A 23,726-nucleotide genomic window follows, 5' to 3' on the forward strand; every position below is an offset into this window, starting at 1 on the left:
AGCGAAGCGCCACCGGGCAATAAAACGGCTCATTTGTTACGCGTCAATTTCTCAAGATCAGCTTCAATTTCGCTGATCTTATGGGTAACAACACTTTCCAGGTGACGCAGGTCGTCAAGGATCTTACGTTTCAGATCGACTTCGCTGCGATCGCGCTGGCAGATTTGATCGAGTTCGTCGATAACGTAGCGCAGGTTAGGGCTGATTTCCTGTACTTCTTTATATCCCTGACCGATACCGTCAGCGACAACGGTCTTACGCTGGCGTGGGTATTTAAATTTCACGCTTTTGGCGAAGAACTCTCCTTTGTCCTTGTGAAAATAGATTTTCAAAATATCGTTATTGGCTTCCTGGCGGAGACTATAACGATCAATTTCATCAGGATTGGTAATGCCCAGACTTTTCAGATTATCGTACATAGCGGTACCCTTGATCTCAACATAACCTATGAATAATTAACGAAAAAATCTATTTTCGCCACCTTCGGATATAAAAAAAGCGGGGTTGCCCCCGCTTTTTGTTATACCCGATTAATCGATGGTGCGCAGCAGTTCATTGATGCCCACTTTACCGCGCGTTTTCGCATCCACTTTTTTCACGATGACCGCGCAGTACAGGCTGTATTTGCCATCTTTAGACGGCAGGTTGCCGGAAACCACAACGGAACCGGCTGGAACGCGGCCGTAGTGAATTTCACCGGTTTCGCGATCGTAAATACGGGTGCTCTGGCCAATGTACACGCCCATGGAGATCACAGAACCTTCTTCGACGATCACGCCTTCAACCACTTCGGAACGTGCGCCGATGAAGCAGTTGTCTTCGATGATGGTTGGGTTAGCCTGAAGTGGCTCCAGAACGCCACCAATGCCGACGCCGCCGGACAGGTGAACATTTTTACCGATCTGCGCGCAGGAGCCGACGGTAGCCCAGGTGTCCACCATGGTGCCTTCGTCAACGTAGGCGCCGATGTTCACGTAGGATGGCATCAGCACGGTGTTGCGTGCGATGAATGCCCCCTGACGAACGGCTGCCGGTGGTACTACGCGGAAGCCCTCTTTCTGGAAGCGCGCTTCGTCGTAATCCGCAAATTTCATTGGCACTTTATCGAAGTAGCGGCTTTCTGCTCCGTCGATAACCTGGTTATCGTTGATACGGAAAGAGAGCAGCACAGCTTTCTTCAGCCATTGATGAGTAACCCACTGACCGTCGATTTTTTCTGCCACGCGCAGCGCGCCGGAATCCAGCAGGGAAATAACCTGGTTTACCGCTTCACGGGTCACGGTATCCACATTTGCCGGAGTGATGTCGGCGCGACGCTCAAAAGCGGACTCAATAACGTTCTGTAACTGCTGCATTGTTTACTCTTTCCATTTCACTAAAAAACACGTCACCCTTTATCGTTTGGATTGAGGGCTGCTGTCAACCGTTGTTGCACTTCAAGTTGCAGGTCATTATTAAGGGCACGCCGGTCGGCCGTCGCGATTATAAATAAATCTTCTACTCGTTCGCCAATGGTTGTAATTCGGGCGCCGTGAAGCGAAATTCCCAGATCGGCAAAAACCTGGCCGACGCGGGCGAGCAGCCCTGGCTGGTCGAGCGCAATCAGCTCAAGGAACGATTTACGGTCGGTATGGGTCGGCAGGAAATTGACCTCGGTATCGACGGTAAAGTGGCGCAGTTTTGCTGGCTGACGTCGCGGCTGCGGAGGTTGCCAGCTGCGCTGCGTAATCGCCTGCTCGAGGCCAAAGCGTATCCCCTCATGCCTGTCCGACGACAGCGGGCTGCCATCCGGCTCCAGTACAATAAAGGTGTCCATCGCCATGCCGTCGCGGGTGGTAAAAATCTGCGCGTCGTGAACGCTCAGGTTACGCCTGTCCAGTTCGGCGCAGACCGCCGCAAACAAATAAGGCCGGTCCGGGCTCCAGATAAAGATCTCCGTTCCGCCACGCGTGGCCTGCGGGCTGAGCAGAATCATTGGTTTCGTCAGGTCGTGCTTCAGCAGATGCCGGGCGTGCCAGGCAAGCTGGTTTGGGCTGTGGCGCACAAAGTAGTTGGCGCGACAGCGCGCCCAAATCTGATGTAGTGCCTCTTCGTTAATGTTATCCATGCGCAACAGGGCAAGCGCCTGCAACTGGTGGTGGCGCACGCGCTCGCGCATATCCGGGGTGTTCTGCATCCCGCGACGCAGCTGTTTTTCGGTGGCGAAGTACAGTTCGCGCAGCAGGCTCTGCTTCCAGCTGTTCCACAGGGTTTCGTTGGTAGCGCAGATATCGGCTACCGTCAGGCAGACCAGGTAGCGCAGGCGGTTCTCCGTTTGCACTTCCTCGGCGAACTGCTTGATCACTTCCGGATCCTGAATATCACGACGCTGAGCGGTAACCGACATCAGCAGATGATGGCGAACCAGCCAGGCAATAAGCTGCGTCTCACGTGAGTTCAGGCCGTGCAGCTCGGCAAATTTCAGCACGTCCTGGGCACCGAGTACGGAGTGGTCGCCGCCGCGCCCTTTGGCGATATCATGGAACAGGGCGGCGATCAGGATCAGTTCGGGGTGAGAGAGGCGCGGCCACAAATCAACGCACAGCGGATGGCGGGATCGCGTCTCTTCTCTGGCAAAACTTTCCAGCTTCAGCATGACGCGGATCGTGTGCTCATCCACCGTATAGGCGTGAAACAGGTCGAACTGCATCTGCCCGACAATATGCGACCACTGTGGCATATAGGCCCACAATACGCTGTGTCGGTGCATCGGCAGCAGACCGCGGCTGACGGCGCCCGGATGACGAAGCATGCTCAGGAATAGCGAGCGCGCCTCCGGGATGTAACACAGCGGCTGCTTCAGATGACGCCGCGCATGGCGTAAATGGCGAAGGGTAGTGGAGTAGATCCCGGTGATCGTGCTGTTGCGCACCATGGTATAGAACATTCGCAGGATCGCTTCCGGTTCGCGGATGAACAGCGTTTCGTCGCGAAGATCGATCAGCGTGCCGCGCAGCTGAAATTCGTCATCAATCGGACGCGGTTTTTCGTCTGCCGTCAGCGCGAGGATCGCCTCATCGAACAGCTGTAACAGCATCTGGTTCAGCTCAGAGACGCGGCGAGTGACGCGGAAGAAATCCTTCATCATTTGCTCGACCGGCTCGTTGCCCTCGCCCTGGTAATTCAGGCGCTGCGCCACGCTAAGCTGCCGGTCAAACAGCAGGCGGTTATCGTAGCGGTTGACCTCCAGGTGCAGCGCAAAACGGATGCGCCAGAGCAGATGCAGGCACTCGTTGAGTTCGTTACGTTCGGCTTCGGTCAGAAAACCAAAACCGACCATTTCGTCCAGCGAGGTGGCCCCAAAATGGCGACGGGCGACCCATTGCAGCGTGTGGATATCGCGCAGGCCACCGGGGCTGCTTTTAATATCCGGTTCGAGATTATAGCTGGTGCCGTGATAGCGCTGGTGGCGCTGGTTTTGTTCTTCGACTTTCGCGGCGAAGAATTTTTCTGAAGGCCAGAAGCCGTCGCTAAAGATGTGCTTTTGCAGTTCGAGGAACAGCGCCACGTCGCCAATCAGCAGGCGGGTTTCAATTAAATTGGTGGCGACGGTCAGGTCAGATAACCCTTCCAGCAGACACTCTTCCAGCGTGCGCACGCTGTGACCCACTTCCAGCTTCACGTCCCAGAGCAGGGTCAACAGCTCACCGATTTTCTGCGCCCGATCGTCCGGCAGTTTTTTACGGCTTAAGATTAGCAGGTCGATATCAGAGAGCGGATGCAGTTCACCCCGGCCATATCCGCCGACAGCAACCAGCGCGACGTCGCTCACCTGCCCGAAACCGTAGTCGATCCACAGACGTTGCAGGAGCTGGTCGATAAATTCGGTGCGCGCTTCAATGAGCTGTTCGGCTGAGACGCCTGCATCAAATGCGCTACCCAGCCAGCGATGGAAAACCGCCATATGGGATTTGATATGCGCGCAGGTCAGCTCATGCGGTGGCCAGACGCCCGGGTTGTCAGGCTGGTCGGGGAGGGTGGGAAGTGCTGTGTTAGCATACTGTTCGGGTAAGAGATTACTCATCGTGCGCCACCCATAAGAAAAAGCTATCGCCATTAAAAAAGCCGGCATTCGCCGGCTTCTTATCACTCAATGTTCGTCAGTATCGCCGGGATGGTGTCATCCTTGCGCAACGTCATAATTTCGCAGCCGTTGTCTGTAACCACAATAGTATGCTCGTACTGGGCAGACAAGCTTCTGTCTTTGGTTTTTACCGTCCAGCCATCTTTCATGGTACGGATGCGGTAATCGCCCGCGTTGACCATTGGCTCAATAGTGAAGGTCATGCCCTTTTGCAGCACTACGCCACCGTCGTCTGCATCATAGTGCAGAACTTGCGGTTCTTCATGGAACACACGACCAATACCGTGACCGCAATATTCACGCACCACGGAGAAACCTTCCGCTTCCACAAACTTCTGGATTGCGGCGCCGATGGTGCGCAGGCGGATGCCTGGCTTCACCATTTTCAGCGCCAGGTAGAGGCTGTCCTGGGTGACTTTACACAGGCGCTCGCCCAGAATCGTTGGCTTGCCAACGATGAACATCTTAGAGGTGTCACCGTGGTAGTCGTCTTTAATGACGGTCACGTCGATGTTGACGATATCGCCATCTTTCAGCAGCTTCTCGTCATCCGGAATGCCGTGGCAAACCACTTCATTAATAGAGATGCAGACGGATTTTGGAAAACCGTGATAGCCAAGGCAGGCGGAGACCGCGTGCTGCTCGTTGACGATATAGTCGTTACAGATGCGATCCAGTTCGCCAGTGCTGACGCCCGGTTTCACAAACGGTTCGATCATTTCCAGCACGTCAGCGGCCAGACGACCGGCGACGCGCATCTTTTCAATTTCTTCAGGTGTCTTAATAGAGATAGCCATGTAATCTGTCCATCGGTGTCGATTTTTTCGACAATACTAGTGTAAGTGTTGTCAATGGTATCAGTCAGGCGCACCCCGTGCCAAATTGAGAATCATTAACAGCACACTCCGCCAACAATTATTGGTTTCTGGCCGTGTTTTGTGATATAAAGCGCGCCGGACTTCCGATCCATCTCAGATACACAGGCTGGACGGGAGCGACAAATCTCACTTTGTGTAACAACACACACGTATCGGCACATATTCCGGGGTGCCCTTCGGGGTCGGTAATATGGGATACGTGGAGGCATAACCCCAACTTTCAATATAGAGGTTTTAAACATGGCAACTGTTTCCATGCGCGACATGCTCAAGGCTGGTGTTCACTTCGGTCACCAGACCCGTTACTGGAACCCGAAAATGAAGCCTTTCATCTTCGGCGCACGTAACAAAGTTCACATCATCAACCTTGAGAAGACTGTACCAATGTTCAACGAAGCCCTGGCTGAGCTGAGCAAGATCTCTTCCCGTAAAGGTAAGATTCTGTTCGTTGGTACTAAGCGCGCTGCAAGCGAAGCTGTGAAAGATGCTGCTAACAGCTGCGACCAGTTCTTCGTGAACCATCGCTGGTTGGGCGGCATGCTGACCAACTGGAAAACTGTTCGTCAGTCCATCAAGCGCCTGAAAGATCTGGAAACCCAGTCTCAGGACGGTACTTTCGATAAGCTGACTAAGAAAGAAGCGCTGATGCGCACTCGTGAACTGGACAAGCTGGAAAACAGCCTGGGCGGTATCAAAGATATGGGCGGCCTGCCAGACGCGCTGTTCGTAATCGATGCAGACCACGAGCACATCGCAATCAAAGAAGCTAACAACCTGGGTATCCCGGTATTCGCTATCGTTGATACCAACTCCGATCCGGACGGTGTTGACTTCGTTATCCCGGGTAACGACGACGCAATCCGTGCTGTTAGCCTGTACCTGAGCGCTGTAGCTGCTACCGTTCGTGAAGGCCGTTCCCAGGATCTGGCTTCTCAGGCGGAAGAAAGCTTCGTAGAAGCTGAATAATAAGGTTTTACCCCTTATTAGTACCGTGTATGAATAGGGGCCCATTATCGGCCCCTTTTTTCAATTTATACTGTTTGGCTCCCGGCCGGGCAGTTCACATCTCCCGAGGATTTAAGAATGGCTGAAATTACCGCATCCCTGGTAAAAGAGCTGCGTGAGCGTACTGGCGCAGGCATGATGGATTGCAAAAAAGCGCTGACCGAAGCGAACGGCGACATCGAGCTGGCAATCGAAAACATGCGTAAATCCGGTGCGATCAAAGCAGCTAAGAAAGCAGGCAACGTTGCTGCTGACGGCGTGATCATCACCAAAATCGACGGCAACTACGGCATCATTCTGGAAGTTAACTGCCAGACTGACTTCGTTGCTAAAGATGCTGGTTTCCAGGCATTTGCTAACAAAGTTCTGGACGCAGCGGTTGCAGGCAAAATCACTGACGTTGAAGTGCTGAAAGCACAGTTCGAAGAAGAGCGTGTTGCGCTGGTTGCTAAAATCGGTGAGAACATCAACATCCGTCGCGTATCTTCCCTGGAAGGCGATGTTCTGGGCTCTTACCAGCACGGCGCGCGTATCGGTGTTCTGGTTGCGGCTAAAGGCGCTGACGAAGAGCTGGTTAAACAGCTGGCAATGCACATCGCTGCAAGCAAACCAGAATTCGTTAAGCCAGAAGACGTGTCTGCTGAAGTGGTAGAGAAAGAGTACCAGGTTCAGCTGGACATCGCGATGCAGTCTGGTAAGCCAAAAGAAATCGCAGAGAAAATGGTTGAAGGCCGCATGAAGAAATTCACCGGCGAAGTTTCTCTGACTGGCCAGCCTTTCGTAATGGATCCAAGCAAGTCTGTTGCTCAGCTGCTGAAAGAGCACAACGCTGACGTGACTGGCTTCATCCGCTTCGAAGTGGGCGAAGGCATCGAGAAAGTTGAGACTGACTTCGCAGCAGAAGTTGCTGCCATGTCCAAGCAGTCTTAATGATTGAAAAGGAGCCGCCTGAGAGCGGCTTCTTTTTGTCACCCGTCTCACGAAATCAGACAGGCTCCAGTATCGCTGTGCTGATTTGCGACATATCATGTCGCCAGAATTAACCCCATCTTAATCGTTGACAGTCTCAGGAAAGAAACATGGCTACCAATGCAAAACCCGTGTACAAACGCATTCTGCTTAAGCTGAGTGGCGAAGCGCTGCAAGGATCGGAAGGCTTCGGTATTGACGCAAGCATCCTTGATCGCATGGCACAGGAAATCAAAGAACTGGTCGAACTGGGTATTCAGGTTGGCGTGGTCATTGGCGGTGGCAACCTTTTCCGTGGTGCTGGTCTGGCGAAAGCGGGGATGAACCGCGTAGTGGGCGACCACATGGGGATGCTGGCAACCGTGATGAATGGCCTGGCGATGCGTGATGCGCTTCATCGCGCCTATGTGAACGCTCGCCTGATGTCCGCTATTCCTTTGAATGGCGTATGCGATAACTACAGCTGGGCAGAGGCTATCAGCCTGCTGCGCAACAACCGCGTGGTGATTCTCTCCGCCGGTACGGGTAACCCGTTCTTTACCACCGATTCCGCAGCCTGCCTGCGCGGTATCGAAATCGAAGCCGATGTGGTGCTGAAAGCGACCAAAGTAGATGGCGTGTTTACTGCCGACCCGGCAAAAGATCCTTCCGCGACCATGTACGATCAGCTGAGCTACAGCGAAGTGCTGGATAAAGAGCTGAAAGTGATGGATCTTGCCGCCTTCACGCTGGCTCGCGACCATAAACTGCCGATCCGTGTTTTCAACATGAACAAGCCTGGCGCGCTGCGTCGCGTCGTGATGGGCGAAAAAGAAGGCACTTTGATCACGGAATAATTTCCGTCGGCGATAAATACAGGTAAGATTCCGCTTTACTTTGTAGTGGTATCTTACCTGGACGCGCCTTTGGCGCTGTCATGAATTAAACGCGACTATACTTAGCACACCTGTAGCGCTGTGCTGGCGGATAGTCTGCCTGAGACAAGTTTTCAAGGATTCGTATCGTGATTAACGACATCAGAAAAGATGCTGAAGTACGCATGGACAAATGCGTAGAAGCGTTCAAAAACCAAATCAGCAAAATCCGTACTGGCCGTGCTTCCCCAAGCCTGCTGGATGGCATCATCGTAGAATACTACGGTACGCCTACGCCACTGCGTCAACTGGCGAGCGTGACGGTAGAAGATACCCGTACCCTGAAAATCAACGTGTTCGATCGCTCAATGAGCCCGGCCGTTGAAAAAGCGATCATGGCATCTGACCTGGGCCTGAACCCAAGCTCAGCGGGCGCGGATATTCGCGTTCCACTGCCTCCGCTGACGGAAGAGCGTCGTAAAGATCTGATCAAAGTCGTACGTGGTGAAGCAGAGCAGGGTCGCGTTTCCGTGCGTAACGTGCGTCGCGATGCGAACGATAAAGTGAAAGCCCTGCTGAAAGAAAAAGAGATCAGCGAAGATGACGATCGTCGTTCTCAGGACGACATTCAGAAAATGACCGACGCGGCGATCAAGAAAATTGATGCGGCGCTGGCAGAAAAAGAAGCGGAACTGATGCAGTTCTGATTTTCGCTATACACTGATAAACGCCGTTCAGAAGGACATTGAGTCTTGCTGGCGGCGTTTTGCTTTTATCTGGTCTAACTTTTGGGCATCTCATGAAGCATCTCACTCTCCTCGGCTCGACCGGCTCTATCGGTTGCAGCACTCTCGACGTCGTACGTCATAATCCCGACAGCTACACCGTGACCGCACTTGTGGCCGGAAAAAACGTGCAGCGAATGGTCGAACAGTGCATGGAGTTTACCCCTCGTTTTGCGGTGATGGATGATGAAGAGAGCGCCCGCCAGGTGAAAGCGCTGTTGCAGGAGAAGGGCTGTCGTACCGAAGTGCTCAGCGGGCAACAGGCGGCTTGCGATATGGCCTCGCTTGATGAAGTTGATCAGGTAATGGCGGCAATCGTCGGGGCGGCGGGTCTTCTGCCGACGCTTGCCGCTATTGATGCGGGAAAAGATGTTCTGCTTGCAAATAAAGAGTCGCTGGTCACCTGCGGACGCCTTTTTATGGAGGCGGTAAAACAGCGTGGGGCGCGTCTTTTGCCGGTCGATAGTGAGCACAACGCGATTTTTCAGAGTTTACCCCAACCTTTTCAACAAAACCTGGGGTACGCTGACCTGGAGCAGAATGGCGTTGTGTCGATTCTGCTTACCGGGTCTGGTGGCCCGTTCCGTGAAACGCCACTGTCTGAATTGAGCGCAATGACGCCGGATCAGGCGTGTCGTCATCCGAATTGGTCAATGGGGCGTAAGATCTCCGTCGATTCGGCCACCATGATGAATAAAGGTCTGGAATACATTGAAGCTCGCTGGCTGTTCAATGCGTCGGCGAAACAGATGGAAGTGCTGATCCACCCGCAGTCGGTGATTCACTCTATGGTGCGCTATCAGGACGGCAGCGTGCTGGCCCAGTTGGGCGAGCCGGATATGCGTACGCCTATTGCTCATACGATGGCGTGGCCAAACCGCGTAAAATCGGGCGTTAAGCCTCTCGATTTTTGCAAGCTGAGTTCACTGACGTTTAGCGAGCCTGATTACGACCGTTATCCCTGCCTGAAACTGGCGATGACGGCCTTCGATCAGGGGCAGGCGGCGACAACGGCGCTTAATGCAGCCAATGAAGTGACCGTTGAAGCATTCCTGAATCAGCAGATCCGCTTTACTGATATCGCCGCGTTGAATTTATCCGTGCTGGAGATGATGGATTTGCGTGAGCCGCAGAGTGTGGAAGAGGTGCTGGCCGTGGATGAACAGGCACGTATTGTTGCGCGTAAACAGGTGACACGTCTCGCAAGCTGGTGATAAAGCAAGCACTAGTCGTCGTGCTATTTGTTAGCGTTGGGCTTCAGTGATATAGTCTGCGCCACCTGATCGCAGGTATTTGGTTTTAAGTGGTCAGGTAAGCCGTGGTATGACACGGCTTTTTTATGTATAGGCTTCAGTATTCCTGTGTACCGTTAAATCCTTTCAGGGACTAAAAACGCGTTATGTTGTCTGCGAATCAACCAATAAGCGAAAACTTGCCAGCACATGGCTGTCGCCATGTTGCAATCATCATGGATGGCAATGGCCGCTGGGCGAAAAGACAAGGGAAGATACGAGCCTTTGGGCATAAAGCCGGGGCGAAATCTGTTCGCCGCGCCGTTTCTTTTGCCGCCAATAACGGCATTGATGCGTTAACGCTCTATGCTTTTAGCAGTGAAAACTGGAATCGACCTGCGCAAGAAGTGACTGCGTTGATGGAACTGTTCGTGTGGGCGCTCGATAGTGAAGTAAAAAGCCTGCACCGCCACAACGTCCGCTTGCGTATTATTGGCGAAACCAGTCGTTTTAACTCACGTTTGCAGGAACGGATTCGCAAAGCTGAAGCGCTGACGGAAAATAATACCGGCCTGACGCTCAATATCGCGGCGAATTACGGCGGACGCTGGGATATTATCCAGGGGGTTCGGCATTTGGCTGAGCAGGTTCAGGAAGGGCTGTTAAGACCCGACCAGATTGATGAAGAGGCGCTGAGTCAGCAAATCTGCATGAATGAACTGGCTCCCGTGGATTTGGTTATAAGGACAGGGGGGGAGCATCGCATAAGTAACTTTTTGCTGTGGCAAATTGCCTACGCTGAACTTTACTTTACGGATGTTCTTTGGCCAGATTTTGATGAACAAGACTTTGAAGGTGCGCTGCATGCCTTTGCCAATCGAGAGCGTCGTTTCGGCGGCACCGAGCCTGGTGGCGATAACGCCTGATGGGGGTAGCTTTTGCTGAAGTATCGCCTGATTTCCGCTTTTGTATTAATACCCGTCGTTATCGCAGCGCTGTTTTTACTGCCTCCGGTGGGATTCGCTATTGTTACGTTGGTGGTGTGTATGCTCGCCGCGTGGGAATGGGGGCAGCTTAGCGGCTTTACCTCGCGCACTCAGCGGGTATGGCTGGCGGTACTCTGTGGTTTTTTACTGGCCCTGATGCTGTATACCTTGCCTGAATATCATCACGATGTTCACCAGCCGCTGGTTGCCGGATCCTTATGGATATCGCTGGCCTGGTGGATTGCTGCGCTTGTTTTAGTGCTTTTCTACCCGGGCTCTGCGGCGATCTGGCGTAACTCTAAAGTGTTGCGCCTTATTTTTGGTCTGCTCACGATTGTTCCGTTCTTCTGGGGTATGGTTGCGCTGCGCGCCTGGCACTATGACGAAAACCACTACAGCGGCGCAATATGGCTGCTTTATGTGATGATTCTCGTCTGGGGGGCTGACTCCGGAGCCTATATGTTTGGTAAACTGTTTGGCAAACATAAACTGGCGCCAAAGGTTTCTCCGGGCAAAACCTGGCAAGGCTTCATCGGCGGCCTGTTTACGGCAGCGATTATCTCCTGGGGCTATGGCGTCTGGGCGAATCTTGAGGTTGCCCCCTCCACGCTGCTGGTATGTTCGATTTTCGCGGCGCTGGCATCGGTACTGGGTGATTTAACCGAGAGCATGTTTAAGCGTGAAGCAGGGATTAAGGACAGTGGTCACCTGATTCCAGGACATGGCGGAATACTGGATCGCATTGACAGCCTTACCGCGGCTGTTCCCGTATTTGCTTGCCTGCTTTTACTGGTGTTTGGGACGATATAACGGAAGGTTTTATGCTGAGCATTCTCTGGAATCTGGCGGCGTTCATTGTTGCATTGGGTGTACTGATTACCGTGCATGAATTTGGCCATTTCTGGGTTGCCCGGCGCTGTGGTGTGCGGGTAGAGCGATTCTCGATTGGCTTTGGCAAATCGCTCTGGAAGCGCACCGATAAGCATGGCACCGAGTTTGTCATTGCTCTGATCCCCCTGGGCGGCTATGTCAAAATGCTCGACGAACGCGTTGAGCCTGTCGCCCCGGAACTTCGACATAGCGCGTTCAACAATAAAACTGTTGGCCAACGTGCTGCCATCATCGCTGCCGGACCGGTAGCCAATTTCATCTTCGCTATCTTCGCCTACTGGCTGGTGTTTATTATCGGCGTGCCTGGCGTACGCCCGGTTGTGGGTGAAATCACCACGGGTTCCATTGCGGCAACGGCGCAAATTACACCGGGAATGGAACTTAAAGCGATTGATGGTATCGAAACCCCTGATTGGGATGCCGTGAGGTTACAACTGGTTGCGAAAATCGGTGATGAGCAGACAACCGTCAGCGTATCGCCTTTCGGTTCCGACCAGCGGCAGGAAAAAGTGCTGGATTTACGCCACTGGCGCTTTGAGCCAGACAAAGAGGATCCAGTCGCTACATTGGGGATTCGCCCGCGCAGCGCGCAGATCGAGCCGGTGTTAGCCGAAGTACAGTCTAATTCGGCAGCGAGTAAAGCAGGTTTACAAGCGGGTGACAGGATCGTTAAAGTCGATGGTCAGCCATTAACACAATGGATGACCTTTGTTACTCTGGTGCGCGATAATCCAGGCAAGCCGCTCGCGCTGGAAGTGGAAAGGCAGGGGAGTTCGCTCTCACTGACCCTCACCCCGGATACTAAATCGGGCGGCGGTAAGGCGGAAGGGTTTGCCGGCGTTGTGCCGAAAGTGATCCCACTGCCAGATGAGTACAAGACAATACGCCAGTATGGGCCGTTTAGCGCCATCGTTGAGGCCACGGATAAAACATGGCAGCTGATGAAGCTTACGGTCAACATGTTGGGGAAATTGATAACCGGTGATGTGAAACTGAACAACCTCAGTGGGCCAATTTCGATTGCTCAGGGGGCTGGGATGTCAGCGGAGTTCGGGGTGATTTACTATCTCATGTTCCTTGCGCTGATTAGCGTGAACCTGGGGATAATCAACCTGTTCCCGCTTCCCGTATTAGATGGGGGCCATCTGCTGTTTTTAGCGATTGAAAAGCTAAAAGGCGGACCGGTATCCGAGCGAGTTCAAGACTTTAGTTATCGCATTGGCTCGATTTTGCTGGTGCTGTTAATGGGGCTTGCACTTTTCAATGATTTCTCTCGGTTGTAAGAGAGTTAGTTAGGAAGAACGCATAATAACGATGGCGATGAAAAAGTTGCTCATAGCGTCGCTGCTGTTTAGCAGCGCGACCGTATACGGTGCTGACGGGTTCGTAGTGAAAGATATTCATTTCGAAGGCCTTCAGCGTGTCGCCGTTGGTGCGGCCCTCCTCAGTATGCCTGTGCGCCCCGGCGATACGGTTAATGATGAAGATATCAGTAACACCATCCGTGCTCTGTTTGCCACTGGCAACTTTGAGGACGTCCGCGTCCTGCGCGATGGTGATACGCTGGTGGTTCAGGTAAAAGAACGTCCAACGATTGCCAGCATCACTTTCTCCGGCAACAAGTCGGTGAAAGATGACATGCTCAAGCAGAACCTTGAGGCATCGGGTGTTCGTGTGGGGGAATCTCTGGACCGCACAACCCTTGCAGACATTGAAAAAGGTCTGGAAGATTTCTATTACAGCGTCGGTAAATACAGCGCGAGCGTTAAAGCGGTTGTTACACCGCTGCCACGTAACCGTGTTGACCTGAAACTGGTCTTCCAGGAAGGTGTTTCTGCGAAGATCCAGCAGATCAACATCGTGGGTAACCACGCGTTCAGCACCGACGAATTGATCTCCAACTTCCAGCTGCGTGACGAAGTGCCGTGGTGGAACGTGGTAGGCGATCGTAAATACCAGAAACAGAAACTGGCGGGTGACCTTGAAACCCTGCGCAGCTACTATCTGGATCGCGGTTACGCCCGTTTCAACATCGATTCAACTCAGGTGAGTCTGACTCCGGACAAGAAAGGTATCTACATTACCGTTAACATCACAGAAGGCGATAAATACACGCTTTCAGGTGTTGAAGTCAGCGGCAACCTGGCAGGACATTCTGCTGAAATTGAATCTCTGACCAAAATCCAGCCGGGCGATCTGTATAGCGGATCTAAAGTCACCAAAATGGAAGACAGCATTAAGAAGCTGCTCGGCCGCTATGGTTATGCGTATCCGCGTGTGCAAACGCAGCCGGAAATTAACGACGCGGATAAGACTGTTAAGCTTCACGTTAACGTTGATGCGGGCAACCGTTTCTACGTGCGTAAAATCCGCTTCGAAGGTAACGATACCTCTAAAGACTCCGTTCTGCGCCGTGAAATGCGCCAGATGGAAGGGGCATGGCTGGGAAGCGATCTGGTCGACCAGGGTAAAGAGCGTCTGAACCGTCTGGGCTACTTCGAAACGGTCGATACCGATACTCAGCGTGTACCAGGTCGTCCGGATCAGGTGGATGTTGTTTATAAAGTTAAAGAACGTAATACCGGTAGTTTCAACTTCGGTATTGGTTACGGTACTGAAAGTGGCGTGAGCTTCCAGGTCGGCGTTCAGCAGGATAACTGGCTGGGTACGGGTTACTCTGTCGGTATCAACGGGACGAAAAACGACTACCAGACCTACTCTGAGTTCTCCGTTACCAACCCATACTTCACCGTGGACGGTGTAAGCCTGGGTGGTCGTATCTTCTATAACGACTTTAAAGCGGACGACGCGGACCTCTCCTCGTATACCAACAAGAGTTACGGTCTGGATGGTACGCTCGGCTTCCCGGTTAACGAATACAACACCCTGCGTGCAGGTTTAGGGTACGTGCATAACGACCTGTCTAACATGCAACCGCAGGTGGCGATGTGGCGTTACCTGGACTCCATCGGTCAGTCTGCAAGTACGTCCAGCGATGACAACGGTTTCGCCGCGGATGACTTCACCTTCAACTACGGTTGGACCTACAACCGTCTTGACCGTGGCTACTTCCCGACGGAAGGTTCACGCGTTAACCTGAACGGTAAGGTGACGATCCCTGGCTCGGATAACGAGTTCTACAAGGTCACGCTGGATACGGCGTCCTACTTCCCAATTGATGACGACCACAAGTGGGTCGTACTGGGTCGTACCCGCTGGGGCTATGGTGACGGTATCGGAAGCAAAGAGCTGCCGTTCTATGAGAACTTCTACGCCGGTGGTTCAAGCACCGTTCGTGGCTTCCAGTCCAATAACATTGGTCCGAAAGCGGTTTACTACGGCGGTAATGACGAAGATAACTGCGCAAGCCGCGATTCAAAACAAGTCTGTAGCTCTGATGATGCGGTAGGCGGTAACGCCATGGCCGTGGCGAGCCTCGAGTTCATCACGCCGACGCCGTTTATCAGTGATAAGTACGCGAACTCTGTCCGTACCTCCTTCTTTATGGATGCAGGTACGGTGTGGGATACCAACTGGGAGAATACCGCCCAGATGCGTGCAGCGGGCGTTCCGGACTACAGCGATCCGGGCAACATTCGCATGTCCGCAGGTATCGCATTACAATGGATGTCACCGCTGGGGCCGTTGGTCTTCTCCTACGCCCAGCCGTTCAAGAAATACGATGGAGACAAAGCGGAGCAGTTCCAGTTTAACATTGGTAAAACCTGGTAATAATCCGCTGCAATGGAATGCGTTGGCAGTGTAGCGCTGACAACCGGCGATCGGTAAAACGGTCGCCTTGCCACGCAAAGAACGGCACCCCTCGGGTGCCAATGGGATGGTAAGGAGTTAATTGTGAAAAAGTGGTTATTAGCTGCAGGTCTCGGTTTAGCGATGGCAACTTCTGCTCAGGCAGCGGACAAAATTGCAATCGTCAACATGGGTAATTTGTTCCAGCAGGTTGCACAGAAAACGGGCGTTTCTGCAACGCTGGAAAACGAATTCAAAGGCCGTGCGAGCGAACTGCAACGTATGGAAGGTGATCTTCAGTCCAAGATGCAGCGTTTACAGCGTGATGGTTCTACCATGAAAGCGAGCGAGCGCAGCAAACTGGAAAAAGACGTCATGTCTCAGCGCCAGACCTTCTCTCAGAAAGCGCAGGCTTTCGAGCAGGATCGTCAGCGTCGTTCTAACGAAGAGCGTGGCAAGCTGGTGACGCGTATTCAGTCTGCCGTTAAAGCAGTAGCAGCCGATCAGAGCATCGATCTGGTTGTTGATGCGAACGCCGTTGCATTCAACAGCAGCGATGTTAAAGACATCACCGCTGATGTTCTGAAACAGGTTAAATAAGTAATGCCTTCAATTCGACTGGCTGATTTAGCTCAGCAGTTGGATGCAGAATTACACGGTGATGGCGATATCGTCATCACCGCTGTTGCGTCCATGCAATCTGCTAAAGCAGGCACTATTACCTTCATGGTAAGCCCTAAGTACCGTGAACACCTGGCTCAGTGCCAGGCGTCTGCCGTTGTTCTGACGCAGGACGATCTTCCGTTTGCCACTAACGCTGCACTGGTAGTGAAAAATCCCTACCTGACCTATGCACGTATGGCCCAAATTCTTGATACCACGCCGCAGCCGGCGCAGAACATTGCAGCCAGCGCTGCGATTGATCCAACGGCTCAGCTGGGTAACAACGTGGCAGTCGGCGCAAACGCCGTTATCGAATCCGGCGTTGTGCTGGGTGATAACGTGGTGATTGGGCCAGGCTGCTTTGTTGGAAAAAATACGAAAATTGGCGCAGGGACTCGTCTTTGGGCCAATGTTTCTGTCTACCATGAGGTTGAGATTGGCGAGAATTGCCTCGTACAGTCCAGCACGGTGATTGGTTCTGACGGATTCGGTTACGCCAACGATCGGGGTAACTGGGTTAAGATCCCGCAGCTGGGTCGCGTGATTATCGGCGATCGCGTTGAGATCGGCGCTTGCACAACCATTGACCGTGGTGCACTTGACGACACCATTATTGGTAACGGTGTTATCATAGACAACCAGTGCCAGATTGCACATAACGTTGTGATTGGCGACAATACCGCAGTTGCGGGTGGTGTTATCATGGCAGGCAGCCTGAAAATAGGCCGTTACTGCATGATAGGCGGTGCCAGCGTGATCAATGGCCATATGGAAATATGCGACAAAGTCACGGTGACGGGGATGGGTATGGTGATGCGTCCCATCACTGAGCCCGGCGTTTATTCCTCCGGTATCCCGCTGCAACCGAACAAGGTATGGCGTAAAACAGCTGCACTGGTGATGAATATTGATGATATGAGCAAGCGACTCAAAGCGATTGAGCGCAAAATCGATCAACAAGACTAAGCGTTCATCCGTTTAACGCTAAATTTCCCGGCCTGTCGGCTTTGTTTATAAACCGGCAGGCCGTGTTATTATTGCTACTTAGTACATTTGACAGGAAGAGTATTTTGACTACTGACACTCATACTCTGCATATTGAAGAGATTTTAGAACTTCTGCCGCACCGCTACCCGTTTTTACTGGTAGACCGTGTGCTGGATTTTGAAGAAGGTCGTTTTCTGCGCGCAGTGAAAAATGTCTCCGTTAACGAGCCATTCTTCCAGGGGCACTTCCCTGGTAAACCTATCTTCCCGGGTGTGTTGATCCTGGAAGCGATGGCACAGGCTACCGGTATTCTGGCGTTTAAAAGCGTAGGTAAACTGGAGCCGGGTGAACTCTATTACTTCGCGGGTATCGATGAGGCGCGCTTCAAGCGTCCGGTCGTGCCTGGTGATCAAATGATCATGGAAGTCACTTTTGAAAAAACGCGTCGCGGCCTGACTCGCTTCAAAGGCGTAGCTATGGTTGACGGCAAAGTTGTTTGCGAAGCGACAATGATGTGTGCGCGTAGCCGGGAGGCCTGATACGTGATTGATAAATCCGCCTTTATTCATCCTACCGCCATTGTGGAAACGGGTGCCATCATTGGCGCAAACGTCCACATTGGCCCGTTTTGTATTGTTGGACCCCATGTCGAAATTGGTGAGGGTACAGTACTGAAATCTCACGTTGTCGTGAATGGTCATACCACCATTGGCTGCAACAATGAGATCTATCAGTTCGCCTCCATCGGCGAAGTTAACCAGGATCTTAAGTATGCTGGCGAACCGACCCGCGTGGAAATCGGCGATCGTAACCGCATTCGCGAAAGCGTCACCATTCATCGTGGTACAACGCAAGGCGGTGGATTGACGAAGGTGGGCAGCGACAACCTGTTTATGGTTAATGCGCATATTGCGCACGACTGTACCGTGGGTAGCCGCTGTATTCTCGCCAACAACGCAACGCTGGCGGGGCACGTATCGGTCGATGATTTCGCAATTATTGGCGGCATGACCGCAGTCCATCAGTTCTGCATCATCGGTGCACACGTGATGGTCGGCGGGTGCTCCGGTGTGGCGCAGGACGTCCCACCGTTTGTGATTGCGCAGGGCAACCATGCCACGCCGTTTGGCGTGAACATTGAAGGCCTTAAGCGTCGTGGCTTTAGCCGCGAAGCGATTACCGCGATCCGCAACGCGTACAAATTGCTGTACCGTAGCGGTAAAACGCTGGAAGAGGCGAAGCCGGAAATTGCCGAGCTGGCGAATAAGCACCCTGAAGTGAAAACGTTCATGGAATTCTTTGAACGTTCAACCCGTGGTCTGATTCGTTAATGGTCGACAGTCGTCCGCTTACTATCGCCCTGGTCGCCGGAGAAACCTCCGGCGATATTCTAGGTGCAGGTCTTATCCGCGCGCTTAAAGCCCGTGTACCCAATGCCCGCTTTGTGGGCGTGGCTGGGCCGCTGATGCAGGCCGAAGGCTGTGAAGCCTGGTATGAAATGGAAGAGCTGGCTGTGATGGGCATCGTCGAGGTGCTGGGCCGCCTGCGTCGCCTGCTGCATATTCGCGCCGATCTTACCCGCCGCTTTACCGACCTCAAGCCCGATGTCTTTGTCGGCATTGATGCACCTGATTTCAATATTACCCTTGAAGGGAACCTGAAAAAGCAGGGGATCAAAACTATCCATTACGTCAGCCCGTCCGTGTGGGCGTGGCGACAGAAACGCGTTTTCAAAATCGGACGGTCCACCAATCTGGTGCTGGCTTTTCTGCCTTTCGAAAAAGCGTTTTACGACAGGTTTAATGTCCCGTGCCGTTTTATCGGTCATACCATGGCGGATGCCATGCCGCTGGACCCTGATAAAAATGCGGCGCGTGACGAACTGGGCATCCCGCATGATGTGCACTGTCTGGCGCTGCTGCCAGGGAGCCGGGGTGCGGAAGTTGAAATGCTAAGTGCCGATTTCCTGAAAACGGCGCAAATTCTCCGCAAGACGTACCCAGACCTTGAAGTGGTCGTGCCGCTGGTGAATGCCAAACGCCGCGAGCAGTTTGAGCGTATCAAAGCCGAGGTTGCCCCGGATCTTCACGTCCGCCTGCTGGACGGGAAAGGACGGCAAGCCATGTTTGCGAGCGATGCCGCACTGCTGGCTTCCGGCACGGCTGCGCTGGAGTGTATGCTGGCAAAATGCCCAATGGTGGTCGGTTATCGCATGAAACCGTTTACCTTCTGGCTGGCAAAACGTCTGGTAAAAACAGACTACGTATCCCTGCCAAACCTGCTTGCAGGTCGCGAGCTGGTGAAAGAACTCTTGCAGGATGAATGCCAGCCGCAGGCACTGGCTGATGCATTACTGCCGCTGCTGGCCAACGGTAAAACCAGCCACCAGATGCATGATACTTTCCGTGAACTGCATCAACTGATCCGCTGTAATGCTGATGAGCAGGCGGCCGATGCGGTGCTGGAGTTAGCACGATGATGGAATTTATTTATCCCCATACCCACCTCGTTGCCGGTGTGGATGAAGTCGGTCGTGGTCCGTTAGTGGGTGCCGTTGTGACCGCGGCGGTGATCCTCGATCCAGCCCGCCCGATCCCTGGCCTGAACGACTCGAAAAAACTGAGCGAAAAGCGCCGCCTGGCGCTGTTCGATGAAATTAAAGAGAAGGCGCTGGCCTGGAGTCTCGGGCGCGCAGAGCCGGATGAGATCGACGATCTGAACATTCTGCACGCCACCATGCTGGCGATGCAGCGTGCCGTTGCTGGCCTGAAGATTGTGCCTGAGTATGTGCTGATCGACGGTAACCGTTGCCCGACGCTGCCGATGCCTTCAATGGCTGTTGTTAAAGGCGATAGCCGCGTCGCAGAAATCAGTGCGGCGTCAATCATTGCCAAAGTGACGCGCGATGCCGAAATGGCCGCGCTGGACCTCACTTATCCCGCGTATGGTTTCGCCCAGCACAAGGGATATCCAACGGCTTTCCATCTGGAAAAGCTGGCTGAACATGGCGCAACTGAACATCATCGGCGCAGCTTTGGCCCGGTGAAACGCGCGCTGGGACTGGTGTCCTGAATCAAGACGCAAGCAATTAAGTAACGCGGGATCTGAAGATGGCTGAACCACGTTTCGTACACCTGCGGGTGCATAGCGACTACTCCATGATCGATGGGCTGGCAAAGACCGGGCCGCTGGTAAAGAAGGCGGCCTCGCTTGGCATGCCTGCGCTGGCGATCACCGATTTTACCAACCTGTGTGGCCTGGTGAAGTTCTACGGAACGGCGCATGGCGCAGGATTAAAGCCCATCGTCGGCGCGGATTTCCACGTGCAGAGCGACCTGCTCGGCGATGAGATGACGCAAATTTCCGTGTTAGCCATGAATAACACGGGCTATCAGAACCTCACTCTGCTGATCTCAAAAGCCTACCAGCGCGGCTACGGCGCGCTGGGTCCATGGATTGACCGCGACTGGCTGGCGGAGCTGAACGAAGGTCTGCTGCTGACCTCCGGTGGCCGTATGGGTGATGTCGGCAAATGTCTGCTGCGCGGGAACAACGCGCTGGTGGATCAGTGCGTCTCGTTCTACGAAGAGCATTTCCCGGATCGCTATTACCTGGAGCTAATCCGTACCGGGCGTGCGGATGAAGAGAGCTATCTGCATGCGGCCGTCGCCCTGGCGGAAGCGCGTGGCCTGCCTGTAGTGGCCACCAACGATGTGCGCTTTCTTGAGCCGGGCGATTTTGACGCGCATGAAATTCGCGTCGCTATCCACGACGGCTTCACCCTCGACGATCCGAAACGTCCTCGCAACTACTCATCGCAGCAGTACATGCGCAGCGAAGAGGAAATGTGTGAGCTCTTCTCCGACATCCCGGAAGCGCTGGAAAACAGCGTAGAGATTGCCAAGCGCTGCAACGTCACCGTGCGTCTCGGCGAATATTTCCTGCCGCAGTTCCCGACGGGCGACATGACCACGGAAGATTTCCTGGTCATGAAATCGAAAGAGGGCCTTGAAGAGCGTCTGGAATTCCTCTTCCCGGATGAAGCGGTCCGTAAAGAGAAGCGTCCTGAATATGACGAGCGTCTGGATATTGAACTCCAGGTGATCAACCAGATGGGGTTCCCTGGCTACTTCCTGATCGTAATGGAGTTCATCCAGTGGTCGAAGGATAACGGCGTACCGGTTGGCCCGGGCCGTGGTTCAGGTGCCGGCTCGCTGGTGGCGTATGCGCTGAAAATCACCGACCTCGATCCGCTGGAATTCGACCTGCTGTTCGAACGTTTCCTTAACCCGGAACGTGTCTCCATGCCCGACTTCGACGTCGACTTCTGCATGGAAAAACGCGACCAGGTGATTGAGCACGTGGCCGATATGTACGGTCGTGATGCGGTTTCACAGATCATTACCTTCGGTACGATGGCGGCGAAAGCGGTTATCCGCGACGTGGGCCGCGTTCTGGGCCACCCCTACGGTTTTGTCGATCGAATCTCTAAGCTGGTGCCGCCCGATCCGGGCATGACCCTGGCGAAAGCCTTTGAAGCTGAACCTCAGCTGCCGGAAATCTACGAAGCCGACGAAGAGGTGAAAGCGCTGATCGACATGGCGCGCAAGCTGGAGGGCGTCACGCGTAACGCCGGTAAGCATGCGGGGGGCGTGGTTATCGCCCCGACCAAAATCACCGACTTCGCGCCGCTGTACTGCGATGAAGCGGGCCAGCATCCGGTCACCCAGTTCGACAAGAACGACGTTGAATACGCCGGGCTGGTGAAGTTCGACTTCCTTGGTTTGCGTACGCTGACCATCATCAACTGGGCGCTGGAGATGATCAACGCCCGCCGTGAGAAGAACGGCGAGCCGCCGCTGGATATCGCGGCTATCCCGCTTGATGACAAGAAAAGTTTCGACATGCTGCAACGCTCCGAGACGACAGCCGTCTTCCAGCTTGAATCCCGCGGCATGAAAGATTTGATTAAGCGTCTGCAACCAGACTGCTTCGAAGATATGATCGCGCTGGTGGCCCTGTTCCGTCCGGGCCCGTTGCAGTCGGGGATGGTAGATAACTTTATCGACCGTAAGCACGGGCGCGAAGAGATTTCCTATCCGGATGTGCAGTGGCAGCATGAAAGCCTGAAACCGGTACTGGAGCCAACCTACGGCATCATCCTGTATCAGGAACAGGTCATGCAGATCGCCCAGGTGCTTTCTGGTTACACCCTTGGCGGCGCAGATATGTTGCGTCGTGCGATGGGTAAGAAAAAGCCGGAAGAGATGGCCAAGCAGCGTTCTATCTTTGAAGATGGGGCGAAGAAAAACGGCGTCGATGGCGAACTGGCGATGAAAATCTTCGACCTGGTGGAGAAATTCGCCGGGTACGGATTTAACAAATCCCACTCCGCCGCCTATGCTTTGGTGTCGTATCAAACGCTGTGGCTCAAGGCCCACTATCCCGCTGAGTTTATGGCGGCGGTAATGACCGCCGATATGGACAACACCGAAAAGGTGGTTGGCCTGGTGGACGAGTGCTGGCGCATGGGGCTGAAGATCCTGCCGCCGGATATTAACTCTGGCCTGTACCATTTCCACGTCAACGATGACGGGGAAATCGTCTATGGGATCGGCGCGATCAAGGGCGTGGGTGAGGGGCCGATCGAGGCGATCATCGAAGCGCGTAACAACGGCGGCTATTTCCGCGAGCTGTTCGACCTGTGCGCCCGCACCGATACCAAAAAACTGAACCGCCGCGTGCTGGAAAAACTGATCATGTCCGGTGCGTTTGACCGGCTGGGGCCACACCGCGCCGCGCTGATGAACTCGCTCGGCGATGCGCTGAAAGCGGCCGATCAGCATGCTAAAGCGGAAGCCATTGGCCAGGCGGATATGTTCGGCGTGCTGGCGGAAGAGCCAGAGCAGATCGAGCAGTCCTATTCCAACTGCCAGCCCTGGCCAGAACAGGTGGTGCTGGATGGGGAGCGTGAGACGTTAGGCCTGTACCTGACGGGACACCCGATCAACCAGTATCTGAAAGAAATTGAGCGCTATGTCGGCGGCCACAGGCTTAAAGACATGCATCCGACAGAACGTGGTAAAATCACCACGGCTGCGGGGCTCGTGATTGCTGCAAGGGTAATGGTCACCAAGCGCGGCAATCGTATCGGCATCTGTACCCTGGATGACCGTTCCGGGCGTCTGGAGGTGATGTTGTTCACCGACGCGCTGGATAAATACCAGCAATTGCTGGAAAAAGACCGCATACTTATCGTCAGCGGACAGGTCAGCTTTGATGACTTCAGCGGGGGGCTTAAAATGACCGCCCGCGAAGTGATGGACATTGACGAAGCCCGGGAAAAATATGCTCGCGGGCTTGCTATCTCGCTGACGGACAGGCAAATTGATGACCAGCTTTTAAACCGACTCCGTCAGTCTCTGGAACCCCACCGCTCGGGGACCATTCCAGTACATCTCTACTATCAGAGGGCGGATGCACGTGCGCGGTTGCGCTTTGGTGCAACGTGGCGTGTCTCTCCGAGCGATCGTTTACTGAACGATCTCCGTGGCCTCATTGGTTCGGAGCAGGTGGAACTGGAGTTTGACTAATACAGGAATA

General features: G+C 53.7%; 20 protein-coding genes. 16 read left to right on the top strand and 4 right to left on the bottom strand.

Annotation, left to right across the window (positions count from 1 at the left end; translation table 11 throughout):
- Window positions 1–29: 29 nt before the first annotated feature.
- The 4 genes from BFV65_RS03840 to map all read right to left on the bottom strand — a co-directional run bounded on the left by BFV65_RS03840 (window position 30) and on the right by map (window position 4,920).
- Entirely contained in the window at window positions 30–419 is a 390-nt protein-coding gene (locus BFV65_RS03840) for a DUF3461 family protein (RefSeq protein WP_022647102.1), read from the bottom strand.
- A 111-nt stretch (window positions 420–530) separates the two neighbouring features.
- Window positions 531–1,355, bottom strand: a complete 825-nt coding sequence (dapD, locus tag BFV65_RS03845) for a 2,3,4,5-tetrahydropyridine-2,6-dicarboxylate N-succinyltransferase (protein WP_003856214.1) — start codon at window positions 1,353–1,355, stop codon at window positions 531–533.
- Between the two features lie 32 nt (window positions 1,356–1,387).
- Window positions 1,388–4,063, bottom strand: a complete 2,676-nt coding sequence (gene glnD, locus BFV65_RS03850; RefSeq protein WP_063148831.1) for a bifunctional uridylyltransferase/uridylyl-removing protein GlnD — start codon at window positions 4,061–4,063, stop codon at window positions 1,388–1,390.
- 62 nt (window positions 4,064–4,125) lie between these two features.
- A complete protein-coding gene (gene map / locus BFV65_RS03855) occupies window positions 4,126–4,920 on the bottom strand; it encodes a type I methionyl aminopeptidase (RefSeq protein WP_022647104.1) in 795 nt (264 codons plus the stop codon).
- Window positions 4,921–5,241: 321 nt separating this feature from the next.
- On the opposite strand from map, the gene rpsB reads away from it, so the two are divergent.
- The 16 genes from rpsB to dnaE all read left to right on the top strand — a co-directional run bounded on the left by rpsB (window position 5,242) and on the right by dnaE (window position 23,716).
- Window positions 5,242–5,967, top strand: coding sequence for a 30S ribosomal protein S2 (rpsB, locus tag BFV65_RS03860; protein ID WP_022647105.1), 726 nt, complete (start codon window positions 5,242–5,244; stop codon window positions 5,965–5,967).
- Between the two features lie 117 nt (window positions 5,968–6,084).
- On the top strand, window positions 6,085–6,936 hold the full coding sequence (gene tsf, locus BFV65_RS03865) for a translation elongation factor Ts (protein ID WP_015572722.1): 852 nt from the start codon (window positions 6,085–6,087) through the stop codon (window positions 6,934–6,936).
- Between the two features lie 149 nt (window positions 6,937–7,085).
- Window positions 7,086–7,811, top strand: a complete 726-nt coding sequence (gene pyrH / locus BFV65_RS03870) for a UMP kinase (protein ID WP_008501910.1) — start codon at window positions 7,086–7,088, stop codon at window positions 7,809–7,811.
- A 167-nt stretch (window positions 7,812–7,978) separates the two neighbouring features.
- Entirely contained in the window at window positions 7,979–8,536 is a 558-nt protein-coding gene (frr, locus tag BFV65_RS03875) for a ribosome recycling factor (protein ID WP_003856180.1), read from the top strand.
- A gap of 92 nt (window positions 8,537–8,628) precedes the next feature.
- The gene (ispC, locus tag BFV65_RS03880) at window positions 8,629–9,828 is read left to right on the top strand and encodes a 1-deoxy-D-xylulose-5-phosphate reductoisomerase (protein ID WP_023299367.1); all 1,200 of its coding nucleotides are present in this window, start codon (window positions 8,629–8,631) and stop codon (window positions 9,826–9,828) included.
- A gap of 185 nt (window positions 9,829–10,013) precedes the next feature.
- Window positions 10,014–10,772, top strand: coding sequence for a (2E,6E)-farnesyl-diphosphate-specific ditrans,polycis-undecaprenyl-diphosphate synthase (gene ispU / locus BFV65_RS03885; protein WP_003856176.1), 759 nt, complete (start codon window positions 10,014–10,016; stop codon window positions 10,770–10,772).
- Window positions 10,773–10,784: 12 nt separating this feature from the next.
- Window positions 10,785–11,642: a phosphatidate cytidylyltransferase gene (gene cdsA / locus BFV65_RS03890; RefSeq protein WP_003856175.1), complete on the top strand. Its 858-nt coding sequence runs from the start codon at window positions 10,785–10,787 to the stop codon at window positions 11,640–11,642.
- Between the two features lie 11 nt (window positions 11,643–11,653).
- On the top strand, window positions 11,654–13,006 hold the full coding sequence (rseP, locus tag BFV65_RS03895; RefSeq protein ID WP_022647108.1) for a sigma E protease regulator RseP: 1,353 nt from the start codon (window positions 11,654–11,656) through the stop codon (window positions 13,004–13,006).
- A gap of 31 nt (window positions 13,007–13,037) precedes the next feature.
- On the top strand, window positions 13,038–15,455 hold the full coding sequence (gene bamA / locus BFV65_RS03900; RefSeq protein ID WP_022647109.1) for an outer membrane protein assembly factor BamA: 2,418 nt from the start codon (window positions 13,038–13,040) through the stop codon (window positions 15,453–15,455).
- 123 nt (window positions 15,456–15,578) lie between these two features.
- Entirely contained in the window at window positions 15,579–16,073 is a 495-nt protein-coding gene (gene skp, locus BFV65_RS03905; RefSeq protein ID WP_006810039.1) for a molecular chaperone Skp, read from the top strand.
- Between the two features lie 3 nt (window positions 16,074–16,076).
- Window positions 16,077–17,102, top strand: a complete 1,026-nt coding sequence (gene lpxD / locus BFV65_RS03910) for a UDP-3-O-(3-hydroxymyristoyl)glucosamine N-acyltransferase (protein ID WP_022647110.1) — start codon at window positions 16,077–16,079, stop codon at window positions 17,100–17,102.
- Between the two features lie 104 nt (window positions 17,103–17,206).
- Window positions 17,207–17,662, top strand: coding sequence for a 3-hydroxyacyl-ACP dehydratase FabZ (gene fabZ / locus BFV65_RS03915; RefSeq protein ID WP_003856165.1), 456 nt, complete (start codon window positions 17,207–17,209; stop codon window positions 17,660–17,662).
- 3 nt (window positions 17,663–17,665) lie between these two features.
- A complete protein-coding gene (gene lpxA, locus BFV65_RS03920; protein WP_003856164.1) occupies window positions 17,666–18,454 on the top strand; it encodes an acyl-ACP--UDP-N-acetylglucosamine O-acyltransferase in 789 nt (262 codons plus the stop codon).
- Entirely contained in the window at window positions 18,454–19,602 is a 1,149-nt protein-coding gene (gene lpxB / locus BFV65_RS03925; RefSeq protein WP_063150266.1) for a lipid-A-disaccharide synthase, read from the top strand. Before lpxA ends, lpxB begins: the two co-directional genes overlap by 1 nt.
- Window positions 19,599–20,195, top strand: a complete 597-nt coding sequence (rnhB, locus tag BFV65_RS03930) for a ribonuclease HII (protein ID WP_023305468.1) — start codon at window positions 19,599–19,601, stop codon at window positions 20,193–20,195. The genes lpxB and rnhB overlap by 4 nt, the downstream gene beginning before the upstream one ends.
- 38 nt (window positions 20,196–20,233) lie before the next feature.
- On the top strand, window positions 20,234–23,716 hold the full coding sequence (gene dnaE, locus BFV65_RS03935; protein ID WP_069596254.1) for a DNA polymerase III subunit alpha: 3,483 nt from the start codon (window positions 20,234–20,236) through the stop codon (window positions 23,714–23,716).
- Window positions 23,717–23,726 lie beyond the last annotated feature (10 nt).

The sequence above is a fragment of the Enterobacter hormaechei subsp. hoffmannii genome (assembly GCF_001729745.1).
Lineage (GTDB): Bacteria > Pseudomonadota > Gammaproteobacteria > Enterobacterales > Enterobacteriaceae > Enterobacter > Enterobacter intestinihominis.

Coding starts and splice junctions, on each gene's coding strand:
- dapD (WP_003856214.1), bottom strand. CDS start 1,355: ATGCAGCAGTTACAGAACGTTATTGAGTCCGCTTTTGAGCGTCGCGCC.
- glnD (WP_063148831.1), bottom strand. CDS start 4,063: ATGAGTAATCTCTTACCCGAACAGTATGCTAACACAGCACTTCCCACC.
- map (WP_022647104.1), bottom strand. CDS start 4,920: ATGGCTATCTCTATTAAGACACCTGAAGAAATTGAAAAGATGCGCGTC.
- lpxB (WP_063150266.1), top strand. CDS start 18,454: ATGGTCGACAGTCGTCCGCTTACTATCGCCCTGGTCGCCGGAGAAACC.
- lpxD (WP_022647110.1), top strand. CDS start 16,077: ATGCCTTCAATTCGACTGGCTGATTTAGCTCAGCAGTTGGATGCAGAA.
- ispU (WP_003856176.1), top strand. CDS start 10,014: ATGTTGTCTGCGAATCAACCAATAAGCGAAAACTTGCCAGCACATGGC.
- rnhB (WP_023305468.1), top strand. CDS start 19,599: ATGATGGAATTTATTTATCCCCATACCCACCTCGTTGCCGGTGTGGAT.
- bamA (WP_022647109.1), top strand. CDS start 13,038: ATGGCGATGAAAAAGTTGCTCATAGCGTCGCTGCTGTTTAGCAGCGCG.
- pyrH (WP_008501910.1), top strand. CDS start 7,086: ATGGCTACCAATGCAAAACCCGTGTACAAACGCATTCTGCTTAAGCTG.
- rseP (WP_022647108.1), top strand. CDS start 11,654: ATGCTGAGCATTCTCTGGAATCTGGCGGCGTTCATTGTTGCATTGGGT.
- rpsB (WP_022647105.1), top strand. CDS start 5,242: ATGGCAACTGTTTCCATGCGCGACATGCTCAAGGCTGGTGTTCACTTC.
- BFV65_RS03840 (WP_022647102.1), bottom strand. CDS start 419: ATGTACGATAATCTGAAAAGTCTGGGCATTACCAATCCTGATGAAATT.
- tsf (WP_015572722.1), top strand. CDS start 6,085: ATGGCTGAAATTACCGCATCCCTGGTAAAAGAGCTGCGTGAGCGTACT.
- ispC (WP_023299367.1), top strand. CDS start 8,629: ATGAAGCATCTCACTCTCCTCGGCTCGACCGGCTCTATCGGTTGCAGC.
- dnaE (WP_069596254.1), top strand. CDS start 20,234: ATGGCTGAACCACGTTTCGTACACCTGCGGGTGCATAGCGACTACTCC.